This window comes from Angustibacter speluncae (assembly GCF_054777815.1).
Genome location: NZ_BAAHAF010000040.1, coordinates 1 through 16037 on the forward strand (window position 1 = coordinate 1; position 16037 = coordinate 16037).

Sequence of the window (16037 nt, forward strand, 5' to 3'; positions counted from 1 at the left end):
CACGGCGCTGGCCGTGCTCGGCCGGCACGACGCGCGCCGGCTGCCGGCGGCGGTCGCGCTGGCGTGGCAGTCCGGTCGGTTCGAGGGCCCCTACCTGCGCGACGAGCTGCTCGGCCGGGGGGTGCTGGTCGAGACGCTCGAGACCGCGACGTCGTGGGGCGCCCTGGGCGACCTGCACCAGTCCGTGGGAACCGCTCTGCACGAAGCGCTCTCGCGGCCGGGCCGTCCGGCGGTGGTGCAGTGCCACGTCTCGCACGTCTACCCGACGGGTGCCTCGCTCTACTTCACCGTGGCGGCCGCCGAGGGCGAGGACCCGCTCGGCGACTGGCACCGCGCGAAGACGGCCGCCAGCGAGGCGATCGTGGCGGCCGGCGCGACGATCAGCCACCACCACGCGGTGGGCACCGACCACCGCCCCTACCTGGCCGCCGAGGTGGGCGACCTGGGCGTGCGGCTGCTGCGCGCGCTGACGCGTGAGCTCGACCCGACGGGCGTCATGAACCCCGGGGTGCTGGTGCCGTCCGACGCGTCCACCACCGCCACCAGCGACGCCTCGCCGGTGCCGGTGGGGGCTCCGGCTCCGGCGCCGCCCGGCGCGAGGCGGTGAGCTCGCGCCAGCCCCGCACCACGCGCTCGACGTCGACGCGGTGCGCCAGGACCGGCGACATCGCGCCCGCACCGGCGCTGCGCCAGCTCTGCTCGACGCGGGAGTTGAAGTCGGCGAGGTGCGCGCGCACCTGCGCCTCGGTGACGAGGTCGACGAGCGAGCCCGGCATGTGCTCCGCCTCGCGGCGCAGCCGGATCGGCGGTGGCAGCGCGTCGACCATCGACAGCTGCTCGCGCTCGATCAGCTGCTTGACCCACCAGTCCGGGTCGTGCGGGTTCCCCAGCGCCAGCGGCTTCCCCGCTCCCGGCAGGTCGTCGAAGTCGCCGCGCTCCTGGGCCTCGCGGATCGTGCGCTCGATCCCGCGCTCGGCCCAGCCGCGCCGGTCGCCCACCACCTAGGACCCCTCCACCGCGGCCGCCAGCGCGGCGCGCTCGTCGTCCCCGACCGGACGCGGGGCGCGGGAACCGGTGTCCCACAGCACGATCACGACGCGCGCCCGGGCGCGGTCGACGCCGTCCGGGGTGGCGAGGGTCGCGCGCAGGGTCAGGCTCGTGGTCCCCACCCGCTCGACCTCGTGCCGCACCAGGACGTGGTCGTGTCCGGGGCCGACCGACGCGACGTAGTCGACCTCGACCCGCGCGACGACGTGGTCGCTCGGGCGGTGGACACCGAGCCCGGACAGGAAACGGGACCGCGCCTCGTCGAGCAGGGTCAGGTAGGTCGCGTGGTAGACGTGCCCGAGCGCGTCGACGTCGACCCAGCGCAGCGGGACGGCGACCGGACCGCTCACGAGCGCTCCCCCGCCGCCGGTGAAGCGGCCCCGTGGCACGCGTCAGGGCCCGGCTCCGGTCGGCCCCGGCGCGCCGAACGAGGGAGCGAAGCGACCGAGCCGAGGCGGGAGGGGTCGACCCCTCGCGGAGCCGGGTCCGCGCGAGCGTCAGCGAGCAGATGGCAGAGCGTCCCGTCCACGCCTCCACCCTAGGACGGCAGCGGCCGGCAGGCCGGACCGTCGAGGTGGGCCAGCAGCAGGTCGACCACCGCCTCGCGGTCGTGCACGGACGTGTCGACCTCGAGGCACGCGCCGCGCCGCAGCAGCGGCTGCACCTCGGCGCGCAGGGCCACCTCGCGGGCCAGCTCGGCCGGGTCCTTGCCGTAGGCGTTGGTCGTGCGGGTCGCCAGGCGGTGCAGAGCCACCTCGTCCGGCACGCTCAGGAGCACCACGTGCGCGAACCGGTCGTAGAACGCGCCCTGGGTCGTCGACGTGCCGGCGACCACGAGGGGCTCGGGCGCGTCGTCGAGGAGCGACCGGACGGCGTCCTCGCGCCAGCGCCAGTCGGTGGCGTCCGGCCCGTCGGCGTACGGCGAGTCGTCGGGCACCTCGTGCGACCACCGCGGGTCGTCGAGGTCGACGGCCGCGACGCCGCGGGCGACCAGGTCGACCACGGCGGTGGACTTGCCGGTGCCGGACGTGCCGGTGAGCAGGCTGTGGCGCACGCGGCCATCCAACACGGCGCGAACGCGGGTGACCGCGGTGCCGGCACGACGTAGGCTCCCGCTCTCGTGAGCAGCCTGGTGGAGAAGGTCGTCCCGAGCCGCCTGGGCACCGGGTTCCGCTGGCTGCTCGGCTCGTCGTGGTCGTCGAACCTCGGGGACGGCGTCCTGCTCGCGGCAGGTCCGCTGCTGGTCGCCTCGCGCACCGACGAGCCGTTCCTGGTCGCCCTCGCCGCCACCGTCGCCTGGTTGCCGCCGCTGCTGTTCGGGTTGTGGGCCGGCGTGCTCACCGACCGCCTCGACCGGCGCCGGCTCGTCGTGGTCGTCGACCAGGTGCGCGTAGGGGTGCTGGCGCTGCTCGCGGTGGCCGTGGTCACCGACGTCGCCTCGATCTGGCTCGTGCTGCTGGCCCTGTTCGTGCTCGCCACCGCCGAGACCTTCGCCGACAACGCGTCGTCGACGATGCTGCCGATGCTCGTGCACCGCGACGACCTGGCGATCGCGAACTCCCGCCTGCAGGCGGGGTTCGTCACGGTGAACCAGCTCGCCGGTCCGCCGGTGGGCGCGTTCCTGTTCGCGGTCGCGCAGCCCCTTCCGTTCGCCGGGACGGCGGCGCTGGTGGCCCTCGGCGTCGTGCTGATCCTGCGGGTGAGCCTGCCGCCGCACGGCGCCGCGGCCGCCGAGGAGCCGCCCCGGCGGATGCGCGAGGACGTCGTGGAGGGCGTGCGGTGGGTGCTGCACCACGCCGCGGTGCGCACCCTGGTGCTCACCATCCTCATCTTCAACGTCACGTTCGGTGCCGCGTGGTCGGTGCTGGTGCTCTATGCGACCGAGCGGCTCGGCATGGGCCCGGTCGGTTTCGGCCTCATCACCACGGTCGGCGCCCTCGGTGGCCTGCTCGGCATCGTGTCGTACGGCTGGCTGACCGCGAGGGTGAGCCTGGCGAACCTGATGCGCATCGGGCTCGTGATCGAGACGCTGACCCACCTCGCACTGGCGCTGACCACCGTCCCGTGGGTCGCGCTGACGATCTTCTTCGTCTTCGGCGCGCACGCGTTCGTCTGGGGGACGACGTCGGTCACCGTCCGCCAGCGCGCCGTGCCGACCGCGCTGCAGGGCCGGGTGGGCAGCGTGAACCTCGTCGGCGTGATGGGCGGGCTCGTGGTCGGCTCGGGGCTGGGCGGCCTGCTGGCCCAGCACTACGGCGTCACCGCGCCGTTCTGGTTCGCGTTCGCGGGGTCGGCCGTCTTCGTCGTGGTGATCTGGCGCCAGCTGCGGCACATCGCGCACGCCGACGCCGAGGACGCGCCGGCGCCCGACTGAGCACGCGGACCCCGCCGACCGACGGCGGTCAGGGCGTGCGGGTCCAGCCGTCCGCGACGAGCGCCCCGGGCGTGGCCTCCGCGTCGAGCAGCAGCGCGCCCCCCTGCGCCACCACCCGGACGCCGTCGACGCGCACGCCCCAGCCGCTGTACGCGGCGTCGGTCGCGTACCGCCAGCGCAGCAGCTGCTCGCCGGGCGCGAGCCGCGCCTGCACCTGCCACCAGGTCCGGTGGCCGCTGCCGGACAGCGCGCCGTCCGGCACGCGTCCCGGTGCCCCCTTGCCCTGCGCCCGCAGCGGGACGGGCGTCCAGGTGGCGCCGCCGTCCGGCGAGGTCTCGAGCGCGAGCAGGTCGGTCGACTCGGTGTCGAGGAACAGGTCGTGGGTGAGCTGCGCGCCGCCGCGCGGCACGCCGAGCGCCGCCTGCAGCGTCGACGTGGTCGCGTCCGCGGTGCTCGGTGCCCACGCGTCCGCACCCGTCGTCGGCGGCACCCGCAGCGACCGCGCGACGCCGTCGGCCAGCGCGCGCCGGCTCGCGTTGTTCGAGCCCCAGGCACGGTCGGGGTGCACGCGGTTCGCCAGGTGCACCACGACGGTGCGCGACAGCCGGTCGACGGTCAGCGACGGACCGGTGAACCCGGTGTGCCCGGCGGTGCCGTCGCCGACGAGCGCGCCCATGTAGAAGCGGGCGTCGAGCTCGAGACCGAGCCCGCGCTCGCTCGTGGTGACGCCGTCGACCTGGTTCGTGAACGCCTCGCGCAGCGTGGCCTGCTGCAGCACCCGGGTGCCGCCGTACGACCCGCCGTTCAGCAGCATCTGGCCGAGGACCGCGACGTCGTGCGCCGTCGAGAACACCCCGGCGTGGCCGGCGACACCGCCCAGGGCCCAGGCGTTCTCGTCATGCACCTCGCCACGCACCATGCCCCGCGGGGGCGACGACTGGTACTCGGTGGCCGCGGCCCGCGCGGCGAGGTCGCCGGTCGGCCGGTACCCGGTGTCGTGCAGGCCGAGCGGCTCGGTGACGCGCTCGCGCACCAGCTGGTCGAGCGGGGCGCCGCCCGCGCGCTCGGCGAGCACGCCCAGGCTGATCAGGCCGATGTCGCTGTAGACGTACGTCTCCCCCGGCGCCGACGACGGCGTCGCGGCCAGGGCGGCCGCGAACCGCGCCTCGGGCGTCGGGTAGGCGCTCCACAGCGGCAGCCACGCCGGCAGCCCGCCGGTGTGGGTCAGCAGGTGCCGCGGGGTGATGTCCTGCTTGCCGTTGGCGGCGAATTCGGGCACGACGTCGGCGACGGGGGCGTCCAGGTCGATCGCCCCCTCCTCGGCGAGGCCGAGCACCACGACGGTCGTGAAGAGCTTCGAGATCGAGGCCAGGTCGTACACGGTGTCCGTGGTGGTCGGCGCCTGCTGCTCGGGCGGCAGCTCGGTGCCCGCCTGGTCGGCGTACCGCACCGCGTACCCCGACGCCTCGTGCGCCACCACCACGCCGTCGTGGACGACCAGCGCGACCGCGCCCGCCTGCTGCGGTCGCAGCGGGCCGGCGCCGTCCGGGTCCTGCGACGCGGCCGCGACCGCGTCGAGGCCCGCCCGCAGCGGCACCGGGTCGAGGCCGACCTGCTCGGGCGCGCCGTCGACCAGGACGGTCGTGCGCGGGGCGAACCCGGGCTGCGGCCGGTCGAACCGTCCCTGCACGGCGCCCTCGGTCGCGACCGCCGGGACGGTCAGCCCGGTCACGAGGACGAGGGCGCCGAGGGCGGCGACGGCCGTCCTCGGGACGGCGGACGAACGGCGACGGGGCACGGCGGACCTCCGGTGGAACTTTCTTCCCGAATCGGGCTATCGAGACGAAACATTCTCACCGTCCGGGACGCGGGTCAACGGTCCCCGGTCGTGTCCCCGGCGGGCCCCGCGGCGGCGATCAGGCGGTCGAGGACCTCGCGCGCCTGCTCGAGCTCGGCCACGTCCATGCCCAGCCGGTCGACGATCGCGGGCGGCACCCGCTCGGCCCGCCGGCGCAGCGCCACCCCGCGGCGCGTCAGCCGCACCTGCAGCGCGCGCTCGTCCGCCGGATCGCGCTCGCGCGTGACGTACCCGACCGCCTCCAACCGCTTCAGCAGCGGCGACAGCGTGGGGGGCTCGAGACTGAGCCGCCGCGCGAGGTCCGAGACCCGTTGCGGCTGCTGCTCCCACAGGGCGAGCATCACGAGGTACTGGGGGTGGGTCAGGTCCATCGCGTCGAGCACCGGCCGGTACAGCGCGATGACCCGGCGGGCGGCCACGGCGAGCGCGAAGCAGACCTGGCGGTCGAGCGCGAGCAGGTCGTCCGTCGGTTCGGCGGTGGAGGTCACGTCGTCGATCGTAGTCCGTCCGCGATATGCTGAGGGCACGAACTGTTCCTGGACGAAGGATTCACGTGGCCACTGACCGACCCCGTCTCCCCCTCGGCTACCGCCTCTGGTGGGGGCTGCGGTACGGCATGTACTTCGTCCTGGGCCCCGCCCAGCTCGGCGAGGCCGACGACCCGCACTCGCGGCTGCGGCGGGAGCGGCAGGCCCGCCTCGACGCCGTCCGCGCCCGGCGCGCCTCCTAGTCGAGCAGGAAGTCCCGGACGACGGGCGTCACCCGCCCGGCGTGCTCGACGAAGAAGCCGTGGCACCCGGGCAGCACCGCGACCTCGGCGTCCGGGATCCGCGCTGCGAGCAGGTGGGCGTTGCCCGCCGGTGTCATCCGGTCGTCCTCGCCGTGCAGCACCAGGGTGGGTGCGCCCACGTGGGGCAGCAGGTCCCACGCGTCGTGCGCGTCGCTGGCCCGCAGGTGGGCGCGGCGCTCCGCGGCCGACATCGACGGGTCGCCGAGCAGCCGGTCGTCCTCCGGGGTGTCCGGGTGGGCGGACGTGAAGAACAGCGCGCGCAGGGCCGCCCGGCGGCGTCCCGGGTCGGGGTCGGCGAGCGCCCGGCGGACGTCCGGGCCCCGCTCCAGGGCGTGCGGACCGCCGGGCGAGGTGCAGGCGAGCACGAGGCGCGCGACCAGGTCGGGACGCCGGGCCGCGAGCACCTGGGCGACCCGGCCGCCCATCGACGTGCCGTACACGGCCACCGGACCGGCGACCACGGCGTCGACGACGGCGGCGACGTCCGCCGCGAACGAGGCGGTGCTCCACGGGCCGACCTCGCCGCGGCTGCCCCCGGTCCCGCGCCAGTCGAGGGTGAGGACGCGGAAGGCGTCGTCGAAGGACGACCGCAGGCCGTCCCACCACGCGTGCGAGTTGGCCTGCCCGGCCAGCAGGAGCAGCGGCGGGGCGTCCGGCGACCCGCTCTCCTGCACGGCGATCGGCGCCCCGCCGGGCGTCGCCGGCACGGAGGTCCTCATCGGGTGGCAGTCTCCACCAGCGGGCGGGTGCGGCGCAGGAGGACGGCCAGCACGGTGGTGACGCCGAACAGCCCCGCCGCGAGCGCGACGACCCCGGACCACCCGGCTGCCGACAGGGCCGGACCCGCGGCGGCGCCGAGCATCGACGAGCCGAGGTAGAAGGCGAACAGGTAGAGCGAGGCCGCCTGCGCGGTGCTCGCCCCCACGGCGGCGGCCCGCGCCGGTACCCACCCGCTCGCGACGCCGTGCACGACGAAGAACCCGACGGTCAGGACGGCCGTCCCGGCGACGACGGTGAACAGCGAGTCGGGCCCGGTGAGCAGGACGCCGGCCAGGGCCAGCACCGCGCCGACCGGCAGCACGGCCCGCCGGCCCCGCACGTCCGCCACCCGACCGGAGACCACCGAGCCCGCGGAGCCGAGCGGGTAGACCAGGAAGACGAGGCTGGCGACGCCGAGGCCGAGGTGGAACGGCGCACCCGCCAGCCGGAATCCGAGACCGTTGAACACCGCCACGAGGGAGCCGGCGGCCAGGCCGCCGACGACGAACAGCCCGACCAGGACCGGGTCGCGCAGCGCGCGCAGGGTGCCGTCGACGAGGTGCCGCACGCCGACGGGCCGCGGGTCGAAGCCTCGCGACGGGGGCAGCAGCACGCGCACGACGACCGCGCACGCGACCGCGACCAGCGCCGTGGCCGCCAGCGCCCAGCGCCATCCGCCGACCTCGCCGACCGCCCCGGTCAGCAGCCGCCCGACCATGCCACCGAGCGCGGTGCCCCCGATGTAGAGACCGGCGGCGCGGGCGTGCGTCGAGGGGTGCAGCTCCTCGCGCAGGTAGGCCGTCGCCACGGCGGGCAGGCCCGCCAGGGCGAGCCCCTGCAGGGTGCGCAGCGCGAGCAGCGACGACCACGACGGCGCGAGGGCGCACGCGACGGCCACCACGGCGGACGCCCCGAGCGAGGCGTGCAGCAGCCGGGTGCGCCCCACCACGTCCGAGACCGGGCCGACGACGAGCAGCGCGAGACCCAGCGCCGCCGTCGTCAGCGAGAGCGTCAGGGCGCTGCGGCCGACGCTGACGCCGAACTGCGCCGACAGCTCCGGCAGCAGCGCCTGGGTGCTGTAGAGCAGCGCGAAGGTCGCCAGACCGGCGGCGAACAGGGCGGTGACGACGCGCCGGTACTCGCGCGTGCCCGCGGCGTAGCCGGTCGCGGCGGACGTGGTGGTCGCGGTGCTCACCCGGTCGACTGTGCTCCCCGGGCGCAGCATGCGTCGAATGCCTACCAGCGCCAGTGTCGATGCGCGACGCGTATGGTGACGGCGTGCTGCTGCGTGATCTGGCCTGGACCGCCGCCGTCGCCGAGCTCGGCCACGTCACCGACGCCGCCGCGGTTCTCGGCACGAACCAGCCGACGCTGTCCCGGGCGCTCGCCCGGGTGGAGGACGAGCTCGGGGCCCAGCTGTTCGTGCGCCACCCCGGCGGCGTGCGCCCCACGCCCGCCGGCCGGCTGGTCGTCGAGGCCGCGACCGAGCTGGTCGCACGGTACGAGCGGCTGCGCGCCGACCTGGGTGCCGAGCTGGACCCCGACGCCGGCGTGGTGCGGCTGGCCTTCCTCGACTCGATCGCGACCTCGTTGGTGCCGGCGGTGCTGCGGGCGGTGCACGAGCAGCTGCCGGCGGTGCGGCTCGTGCTGCGCCAGGAACCGGCCCACTCGATGCTCGGCGACCTGGCGTCGGGCACCGCCGACCTGGCCATCACCTCCCCCCGCCCCGAGCAGGGCCACGGCTGGGTCCCGCTGCAGGAGGAGCGGCTGGTGGTCGTGGTGCCTCCCACGCACCGGTGGCGCCGCCGCCGGCGGGTGCGCCTCGCCGAGCTCGCGGACGAGGAGCTCGTCACGACGCCGCCGGGCTTCGGCTTCCGGGCGCTGGTCGACGGGCTGCTCCGCGACGCGGGCGTGGCGCCGTCGGTGTCGTTCGAGAGCCAGGACCTCGCGACCATCGAGGGTCTGGTCGCGGCGGGCCTCGGGGTCGCGCTCGTGCCGGAGCCGTTCGTCGGGCTGACCGGGTCGGTGGGCCTGCGCCTGGCCGGTGCCCCGGCGGCGCGCCGCACCATCGGCCTGACCTGGCGCCTCGACCGCGACCTGCCGCCCCCGGCCCGCCGCGTGCTCGACCTCGTCCGCGCCGGGGTGGCGGGAAGCCCGTCGTCGGGCGGTCCGGGCGTCCGGTAGGCTCGTCCCCGCTCGACGGGGGACCGTCGGGCATCGGGCTGTAGCGCAGCTTGGTAGCGCACTTGACTGGGGGTCAAGGGGTCGCAGGTTCAAATCCTGTCAGCCCGACAGCGAAGAGGGGCTCGGCGTCAGCCGGGCCCCTTTCGCTGTCGGTGGACCGGATGGCGGGAGGAGGAACGACCGGCGAGCGACGAGCCGGGCGTGACGACGGCTCCTGTCGGACCGAGACGGCGCACGGCGCGCACCTGGTCGTCACGTCGCGCACGCCCCGGCCTCCGCGACGTCACAGGAGGGTGCGCGACGTCGGGGCGGACGCGGCGCCACACCGACCGTGTGCGAGGGTCGCGGGGTGCACCCGGCGACCAGGACCGTCTGATCCCCCGTGCCGTTCACCCTGTCGCACGCAGCGGCCGTCCTGCCGCTGTTCCGCGGACCGCTCGTCCCGGCGGCACTGGTCGCGGGCTCGATGGCACCGGACGTGCCGTACTTCCTGCGCGCAGCAGGCGTGCCGGTGGCCGCAGGCGACTGGTGGGAACCGCTGCTGAACGGCACCACCTCGCACGGGTGGCCCGGCACGGTCCAGGTCGCGGTGCCCGTCGGCCTCGTGCTGTACGGCGCGGCACGCCTCGCGCGCCGTCCGCTCGGGTCGCTCGCGCCGCACGGACGCCCGCCGGCGGCACCGCCGCCCGGCCCCGCGACCTTGCTGTGGGTCCTGGTGTCGGTGGCGCTCGGCGTCCTCACCCACGTCGTCTGGGACTCGTTCACGCACGGCGACGGTTGGGCGGTGCAGCGGCTCGAGCCGCTGCAGCAGCAGGCGGTCGCCGGGCAGACGTGGGCGCGCGTCCTGCAGCACCTCAGCACCGTGCTGGGCCTCGTGGCGCTGGCGGCCTGGTCGTGGCGGCGACGGACGCACTGGCTCGCCGGGCGCGGCACGACCGTCGCGCGCCGCCAGCGGCTCGCCGTCGCGACGGCGGTGGTCGGGGCCGACGTCGACGCCGCCGCGACCACCGCGCGCTGGTGGGACGGCCCGCGGCGCTGGTTCACCGCCGAGCAGTTCGTCGAGGTGGTCGTCTCGGACGCCGTGAAGGGAGCCGGCGTCGCTCTCGTCGCGCTGGCCGCCGGTGCGGTGGCGGTCTGGTGGGTGCGGCACGCCCTGGAGCCCACGCCGCGCCGCGTCCGCTAGCCTTACACGCGTAAGTCTTCGAGGACGGGGGTGCTGCGTGGCGGCCAGGACGGGTCTGAGCAGGGAGAGGGTGCTGGCGGCGGCCACGGCGGTGGCCGACGGCGGCGGGCTGGCCGCGGTGAGCATGCGCAGCGTCGGCAAGCAGCTCGGGGTCGAGGCGATGTCGCTCTACCACCACGTCGACGGCAAGGAGGCCCTGCTCGACGCCCTCGCCGACGACGTCCTCAGCCAGGTCGACCTCCCGGACGCCGCCGACCCGTGGCGCCCGGCGATGACGGCGCGGGCGGGTTCGGCCCGGCGGGTGCTCGGGGCGCACCCGTGGGCGATCGGGCTGGTCGAGTCGCGGACCGCACCGGGTCCGTCGCTGCTGCGGCACCACGACGCGGTGCTCGCGAACCTGCTCGGCAACGGCTTCTCCCACCGTCTGGCGATGCACGCGTTCGCCGTGCTCGACGCCTACGTCTACGGCTCCGTGCTCACCGAGCAGCACCTGCCGTTCGAGGAGGTGGGAGGGCAGGCGCAGTACGCCGCCGGCCTCGCGCGTGCGGCCGACGACCACCCCCACCTCGTCGCCGTCCTCGGCGACCTGCTCGCCGACCCCGGCTACCGGTTCGAGGACGGGTTCGACTTCGGGCTCGAGGTCGTCCTGGACGGCCTGCAGGCCCGGGTCGACGCCGAGGTCGCGCGGTGAGCGCCGCGGCGGCCGTCGTCGTCGCCGTGGTGCTGACCGGGCTGGCGGTGCTGCAGCTGCTCGTCGCGTCCGGTCGCCCGTACGGCCGTCTCGTCTGGGGCGGGCAGCACGAGGTGCTCCCCCGCCGGCTGCGGGTGGGCAGCGTCCTGTCGGTGCTGCTCTACGCGGCGTTCGCGGCGCTGCTGCTCAGCCGGGCGGGCCTGCTCCCCGGCGGCACCACCGCACCCGTCGTCGTCGGCACCTGGGTGCTCGTCGCCTACCTCGCGCTCGGCGTCGCGCTGAACGGCATCTCGCGGAGCCGTCCCGAGCGCCTCGTCATGACCCCGGTCACGCTGGTGCTCGCGTGCTGCGCCCTCGTCGTCGCGCTCGGACTCTGACGTGAGACCGGTTCAGCGACGCCGCTTCTCGCGGACGCGGACCGAGACCTCGATCGGCGTGCCCTCGAAGCCGAAGGTCTCGCGCAGGCGTCGCTCGATGAACCGGCGGTAGCCGGCCTCGAGGAAGCCGGAGGCGAACACCACGAACCGCGGCGGACGCGTCGAGGGCTGCGTCGCGAACAGGATGCGCGGCTGCTTGCCGCCCCGCACCGGGTGCGGGTGCGCCGCGACCAGCTCGCCGAAGAAGGCGTTCAGGCGTCCGGTCGGGATGCGGGTGTCCCACGAGTCGAGGGCGACGTCGAGCGCCGGCACGAGCCGCTCCAGGTGGCGGCCGGTGCGCGCCGAGATGTTGACCCGCGGCGCCCACTGCACCTGCACCAGGTCGATCTCGATCTCGCGCTCGAGGTAGCGACGACGCTCGTCGTCCATCAGGTCCCACTTGTTGTAGGCGATCACGAGCGCGCGACCGGACTCGATGACCATCGACAGGATGCGGGTGTCCTGCTCGGTGAGGGTGTCGCTGGCGTCGATCAGGACGACGGCCACCTCGGCCTTCTCCAGCGCGCCCTGGGTGCGCAGCGAGGCGTAGAAGTCGGCGCCGGACGTCTGGTGCACGCGCCGGCGGATCCCGGCGGTGTCGACGAACTGCCACTGGCGTCCGGCGAGCGTCACCACCTCGTCGACGGGGTCGCGGGTGGTGCCGGCCACGGCGTCGACGACGACGCGGTCGGACCCGACCATCTTGTTCAGCAGCGACGACTTGCCGACGTTCGGCTTGCCGATGAGCGCGACGCGGCGCGGTCCGCCGGACCCGTACACGTCGCCGACCTGCGACTCGGTGGGCAGCACCGCCATCACGGCGTCGAGCAGGTCGCCCGAGCCGCGGCCGTGCACGGCCGAGACCGGGAACGGCTCGCCGAGGCCGAGGCTCCACAGCTGCGCGGCGTCGGCCTCCCCCTTGGCGTCGTCGACCTTGTTCGCGGCCAGCACCACCGGCTTGCCGGAGCGGCGCAGCATCCGCACCACGCGCTCGTCGGTGGCGGTGGCGCCCACCGTCGCGTCGACGACGAACACGACGGCGTCGGCGAGCTCGACGGCCACCTCGGCCTGCTTGGCGACGGCGGCGTCGAGACCGAGCACGTCGACCTCCCAGCCGCCGGTGTCGACCAGGACGAAGTCGCGACCGGCCCACTCCGCGCGGTACCGCACGCGGTCGCGCGTCACGCCCGGCACGTCCTGCACGACCGCCTCGCGCCGGCCGAGGATGCGGTTGACCAGCGTCGACTTGCCGACGTTCGGGCGACCGACGACGGCCAGCACCGGCAGCGGCCCGGCGCGCTCGTCGTCGAGGTCGACCTCGTCGCCGTCGAGCAGCGCCAGGTCCTCGTCGGAGAGCTCGTACTCCTCGAGCCCGACCCGCAGCGCGGGGGTGGGGTCGACGAACTCCTGCTCGTCCGCGGTCGCGTCCTGGGGGCCGTCGCTCACGGGGTCACCTCTCCCACCTGGGCGCGGACGACGTCCAGCACCGCTTGCACCGTCTGCTCGAGGTCGAGCTCGGACGAGTCGATCGTGACGACGCCGTCGGCCGCCTGCAGGAACTGCGAGACCGTCGAGTCGTCGCGGTCGCGCCGCAGCACCTGGTCGCGGGTCGCCGCGGCCTGGTCGTCGCCCACCCGGTCCTGCGCCGACCGGCGGCGGACGCGGGCGTCCTCGTCGGCGGTGAGCAGGACGCGCACGTCGGCGTCCGGGGCGACGACCGTGGTGATGTCGCGGCCCTCGGCCACGACCCCCGGCACCTCCAGCTCGGCGACCAGCTCGCGCTGGCGGCGCTGCAGCTCGGCCCGCACCTCGAGGTTGGTGGCCACGGCGCTGACCACGGCGGAGATGGCCCGGTCGCGGATGAAGTCGGCCACGTCGGTCTCCCCCACGTGCACCGTCGGCGCGGCCGGGTCGGTGCCCATCCGCAGGTCGATCGTCTGCGCGGCGTCGGCGACGGCGCCCTCCTGGGCGAGGTCGATGTCGCGCTGCAGGCACCACCAGGTCACCGCGCGGTACATCGCGCCCGTGTCGAGGTAGGCCAGGCCGAGCCGCTGCGCGACGCCGCGGCTCACGCTGGACTTGCCCGACCCGGAGGGGCCGTCGATGGCGACGACCAGGCCGTCACCGGAACGCGCACGCACGAGGTACCTCTGTTCTGCTGGGGGAACGCCCCAGCCTACGGGCGCGCGACCCGTTCCCCCGAATCGGTTCGCCCGCCGCCGTGTGCACACCGCGGGGAGTCTGTGCGCCGCGCACGCCGACCACGGCCGGATCCGGGCTCGACTCCTCGTGCTGTGCACACGGACTCAGCCGGCGAGCTCCCAACCGCCGTCGCGGAGCACCTGCTCGAGCCGCTCGCGCGCGGCCGGGACGACCGACACCTCGGCCAGCCCCACGAGCCGGTCGGGCACGTGCTCGAGCCGCAGGTCCTCGAGGTTGACGCCGTGCTCGCCCATGAAGGCGAGCAGCCGGCCGAGCTCGCCGGGGCGGTCGGGCACCTGCACGGTCACCACGGCGAAGCGCTGCGGGGCGGCTCCGTGCTTGCCCGGGATGCGCGACTGGCCCCGCACGCCGGCGTCGAGGGCGCGCGCCAGGTCGGCGCGGGCGCCGGGCGCGTCGGGGTCGGCGGCGAGCGCCTCGAGGGCGGCGACCACGGTGTCGAGGTCGGAGCGCAGCGCCCGCAGCACCTCGGCGACCGGGCCGGCGTTGGCGCCCAGGATCTGCACCCACAGGGCCGGGTCGCTGGCCGCGACCCGGGTGACGTCGCGCAGCCCCTGGCCCGCGAGCGCCACGGCGGCGTCCTCGGCGTCGACGAGCCGCGCGGCCACCAGGCTCGAGGCGACCTGCGGCACGTGCGACACCCGGGCGACCGCGCCGTCGTGGTCGTCGGCCGGCATCACCACGGGCGCGGCACCCAGGTCGACGACCAGGTCGCGCACCGCGGCCACGGCACCGGCGTCGGTGCCCACGGCGGGGGTGAGCACCCACGGCCGCCCGACGAACAGGTCACCGCGGGCGGCGACGGCGCCCGAGCGCTCGCGCCCGGCGAGCGGGTGACCGCCCACGTAGCGCCCCAGACCGGTGGCGCCGGACGCCCGCAGTGCGGCGAGCGGGCGTCCCTTCACGCTCGCGACGTCGGTGACGACCGCGGCGGGCCAGCGTCGGAGGGCGTCGGCGACCACGTCGGCCGTGACGTCCGGCGGTGCGGCCACGAGCACGAGGACGGGGTCGGGGTCGTCGTCGGCGGGCAGCCGGCCGGCGCCGAGGTCGCGCGCCAGCGCCCGGGCGGTCGGCGACGGGTCGTCGAGCACGACGTCGACCCCCTGGCCGCGCAGGCCGAGGCCGACGCTGGCGCCGAGCAGCCCGGTGCCGACGACCCGGACGGGACCGTTCGTGCGCACGGCGGCGTTCACCGGGTGCTCACTGGGCCAGGTCGCGCCGCAGGCCGACGGCCCCGCGCAGGTAGACGTGCTGCACCTGGCTGCGCGGGACGTCCATCTCCGCGTGCGCCATCAGCCGCACGACCCGGGGCATCGAGCCCGGCACGTCGATCTCGACGGTGCACAGCAGCGGCACGTCGCCCATGCCGAGCTCGCGGGCGGCCAGCGCGGGGAACTCGCTGCGCAGGTCGGCGGTGACGGTGAACACGATCGAGATCAGGTCGTCGGACGACAGCGCGTTCGCCGTCATCACCGCGGTGACGAGCTCGCGGGTCGACGCGAGCAGGTGCTCGCGCTCGTCCTCGTCGAGCTGGATCGCCCCACGGATCGCCCGGACCGCCACCACGTCTCCCCTCGTCACCGCACCGCGTCGTCGGGCACCACGGTAGGACCCCGTCCACGAGCCGGGACGCGCTATCCGTCCCGCGAGACGCAGCAGCGCGCGCGACCGGCGTCAGAGGCCGACGGACGCCATCAGGGTGCCGAGCTCCTCGCGGGTGAGCGCGCGGTGCCGCCCCGGGAGCAGGTCGCCGAGCAGCACCGGGCCGATCTGCACCCGCACCAGCTGCAGCACCGGGTGCCCGACCTCGGCGAGCAGCCGGCGGACGATGTGGTGGCGCCCCTCGTGCAGCACGACCTCGACCAATGCCTTGCCCGGGCGGGAGTCGACCAGCTTGAACGAGTCGACCCGCGTCAGACCGTCCTCGAGCTCGATGCCGGCGCGCAGCCGCTTGCCCAGGTCGCGCGGGACCGGGCCCGGGATCTCGGCGAGGTACGTCTTCGGCACCTCGTACGAGGGGTGCTGCATGCGGTGCGAGAAGTCGCCGTCGTTGGTGACGAGCAGCAGGCCCTCGGTGTCGACGTCGAGCCGGCCCACGTGGAAGAGCCGGTCGGCGCGGTCGCCGACCAGGTCGCCGATCGACGGGCGCCCCTCGGGGTCGCTCATCGAGCTCACCACGCCGCGGGGCTTGTTCAGCGCCAGGTAGACCTTCGTGGTGTCGAGCTGGAGCCGCATGCCGTCGACGTGGATGACGGCGGTCTCCGGGTCGACGCGCACGCCGAGCTCGGTGACGACCTGGCCGTCGACCTCGACCCGGCCCGCGGCGATGAGGTCCTCGCTCGCGCGGCGCGACGCCACGCCGGCGGAGGCCAGCAGCTTCTGCAGGCGCACGCCCTCGGGGTCGTGCACGTCGACGGCGGGCTGGCTCGCGCGGTGCGGCTGCGGCCGGCGCTGCGGCGGGCGCGCGCCCTTGGCCGACCCGCCCTTGCCCTGCGGCTTGCCCTTGCCGCCGGCC

Annotated in this window: 19 protein-coding genes and 1 tRNA gene; 8 read left to right on the forward strand and 12 right to left on the reverse strand. The window is 75.7% G+C overall.

Features of this window, described 5'->3' with window-relative positions; translation table 11 throughout:
• Window positions 1-607: FAD-linked oxidase C-terminal domain-containing protein (locus ACYVKY_RS04450; protein ID WP_460433791.1), on the forward strand; the 607-nt coding region annotated here is incomplete at its 5' end.
• Here the strand turns inward: ACYVKY_RS04450 and ACYVKY_RS04455 are convergent.
• The 3 genes from ACYVKY_RS04455 to ACYVKY_RS04465 all read right to left on the reverse strand — a co-directional run bounded on the left by ACYVKY_RS04455 (window position 495) and on the right by ACYVKY_RS04465 (window position 2101).
• On the reverse strand, window positions 495-1001 hold the full coding sequence (locus ACYVKY_RS04455) for a DnaJ family domain-containing protein (protein ID WP_460433792.1): 507 nt from the start codon (window positions 999-1001) through the stop codon (window positions 495-497). The genes ACYVKY_RS04450 and ACYVKY_RS04455 overlap by 113 nt on opposite strands.
• Entirely contained in the window at window positions 1002-1397 is a 396-nt protein-coding gene (locus ACYVKY_RS04460; protein WP_460433793.1) for an acyl-CoA thioesterase, read from the reverse strand.
• Between the two features lie 188 nt (window positions 1398-1585).
• A complete protein-coding gene (locus ACYVKY_RS04465; RefSeq protein ID WP_460433794.1) occupies window positions 1586-2101 on the reverse strand; it encodes an AAA family ATPase in 516 nt (171 codons plus the stop codon).
• Window positions 2102-2167: 66 nt separating this feature from the next.
• Here ACYVKY_RS04465 and ACYVKY_RS04470 point away from each other — a divergent pair, with 66 nt between their 5' ends.
• A complete protein-coding gene (locus tag ACYVKY_RS04470) occupies window positions 2168-3421 on the forward strand; it encodes an MFS transporter (RefSeq protein WP_460433795.1) in 1254 nt (417 codons plus the stop codon).
• A 28-nt stretch (window positions 3422-3449) separates the two neighbouring features.
• Here ACYVKY_RS04470 and ACYVKY_RS04475 read toward each other — a convergent pair whose 3' ends face one another.
• Window positions 3450-5219 (reverse strand): serine hydrolase domain-containing protein, encoded by a 1770-nt coding sequence (locus ACYVKY_RS04475; RefSeq protein ID WP_460433796.1) that lies wholly within the window; start codon window positions 5217-5219, stop codon window positions 3450-3452.
• Between the two features lie 74 nt (window positions 5220-5293).
• Window positions 5294-5767: a MarR family winged helix-turn-helix transcriptional regulator gene (locus ACYVKY_RS04480; RefSeq protein ID WP_460433797.1), complete on the reverse strand. Its 474-nt coding sequence runs from the start codon at window positions 5765-5767 to the stop codon at window positions 5294-5296.
• A gap of 65 nt (window positions 5768-5832) precedes the next feature.
• On the opposite strand from ACYVKY_RS04480, the gene ACYVKY_RS04485 reads away from it, so the two are divergent.
• The gene (locus tag ACYVKY_RS04485; protein ID WP_460433798.1) at window positions 5833-6009 is read left to right on the forward strand and encodes a hypothetical protein; all 177 of its coding nucleotides are present in this window, start codon (window positions 5833-5835) and stop codon (window positions 6007-6009) included.
• Here the strand turns inward: ACYVKY_RS04485 and ACYVKY_RS04490 are convergent.
• Window positions 6006-6788, reverse strand: coding sequence for an alpha/beta fold hydrolase (locus ACYVKY_RS04490; protein WP_460433799.1), 783 nt, complete (start codon window positions 6786-6788; stop codon window positions 6006-6008). The genes ACYVKY_RS04485 and ACYVKY_RS04490 overlap by 4 nt on opposite strands.
• Complete coding sequence (locus tag ACYVKY_RS04495; RefSeq protein ID WP_460433800.1) at window positions 6785-8023, reverse strand: MFS transporter; 1239 nt, start codon at window positions 8021-8023, stop codon at window positions 6785-6787. The genes ACYVKY_RS04490 and ACYVKY_RS04495 overlap by 4 nt, the downstream gene beginning before the upstream one ends.
• Before the next feature lie 83 nt (window positions 8024-8106).
• Between ACYVKY_RS04495 and ACYVKY_RS04500 the strand changes: the two genes are divergently transcribed.
• The 5 genes from ACYVKY_RS04500 (at window position 8107) to ACYVKY_RS04520 (ending at window position 11263) form a co-directional block, all read left to right on the forward strand.
• Entirely contained in the window at window positions 8107-9012 is a 906-nt protein-coding gene (locus ACYVKY_RS04500; protein WP_460433801.1) for a LysR family transcriptional regulator, read from the forward strand.
• A gap of 34 nt (window positions 9013-9046) precedes the next feature.
• Window positions 9047-9120 (forward strand) — tRNA-Pro (locus ACYVKY_RS04505).
• 274 nt (window positions 9121-9394) lie between these two features.
• A complete protein-coding gene (locus ACYVKY_RS04510; RefSeq protein WP_460433802.1) occupies window positions 9395-10195 on the forward strand; it encodes a DUF4184 family protein in 801 nt (266 codons plus the stop codon).
• A 70-nt stretch (window positions 10196-10265) separates the two neighbouring features.
• Window positions 10266-10886 (forward strand): TetR/AcrR family transcriptional regulator, encoded by a 621-nt coding sequence (locus ACYVKY_RS04515; RefSeq protein WP_460433803.1) that lies wholly within the window; start codon window positions 10266-10268, stop codon window positions 10884-10886.
• Window positions 10883-11263: a hypothetical protein gene (locus tag ACYVKY_RS04520; RefSeq protein WP_460433804.1), complete on the forward strand. Its 381-nt coding sequence runs from the start codon at window positions 10883-10885 to the stop codon at window positions 11261-11263. The genes ACYVKY_RS04515 and ACYVKY_RS04520 overlap by 4 nt, the downstream gene beginning before the upstream one ends.
• A 12-nt stretch (window positions 11264-11275) precedes the next feature.
• Here the strand turns inward: ACYVKY_RS04520 and der are convergent, their stop codons facing one another.
• The 5 genes from der to ACYVKY_RS04545 all read right to left on the reverse strand — a co-directional run.
• Entirely contained in the window at window positions 11276-12748 is a 1473-nt protein-coding gene (der, locus tag ACYVKY_RS04525; protein WP_460433805.1) for a ribosome-associated GTPase EngA, read from the reverse strand.
• Window positions 12745-13443: a (d)CMP kinase gene (cmk, locus tag ACYVKY_RS04530; RefSeq protein ID WP_460433806.1), complete on the reverse strand. Its 699-nt coding sequence runs from the start codon at window positions 13441-13443 to the stop codon at window positions 12745-12747. Before cmk ends, der begins: the two co-directional genes overlap by 4 nt.
• Before the next feature lie 165 nt (window positions 13444-13608).
• On the reverse strand, window positions 13609-14715 hold the full coding sequence (locus ACYVKY_RS04535; protein ID WP_460433807.1) for a prephenate dehydrogenase: 1107 nt from the start codon (window positions 14713-14715) through the stop codon (window positions 13609-13611).
• 7 nt (window positions 14716-14722) lie between these two features.
• Complete coding sequence (gene aroH, locus ACYVKY_RS04540; protein ID WP_460433809.1) at window positions 14723-15085, reverse strand: chorismate mutase; 363 nt, start codon at window positions 15083-15085, stop codon at window positions 14723-14725.
• 111 nt (window positions 15086-15196) lie between these two features.
• Window positions 15197-16037, reverse strand: an 841-nt coding sequence (locus ACYVKY_RS04545; RefSeq protein ID WP_460433808.1) for a pseudouridine synthase, incomplete at its 5' end; no start/stop codon positions are given.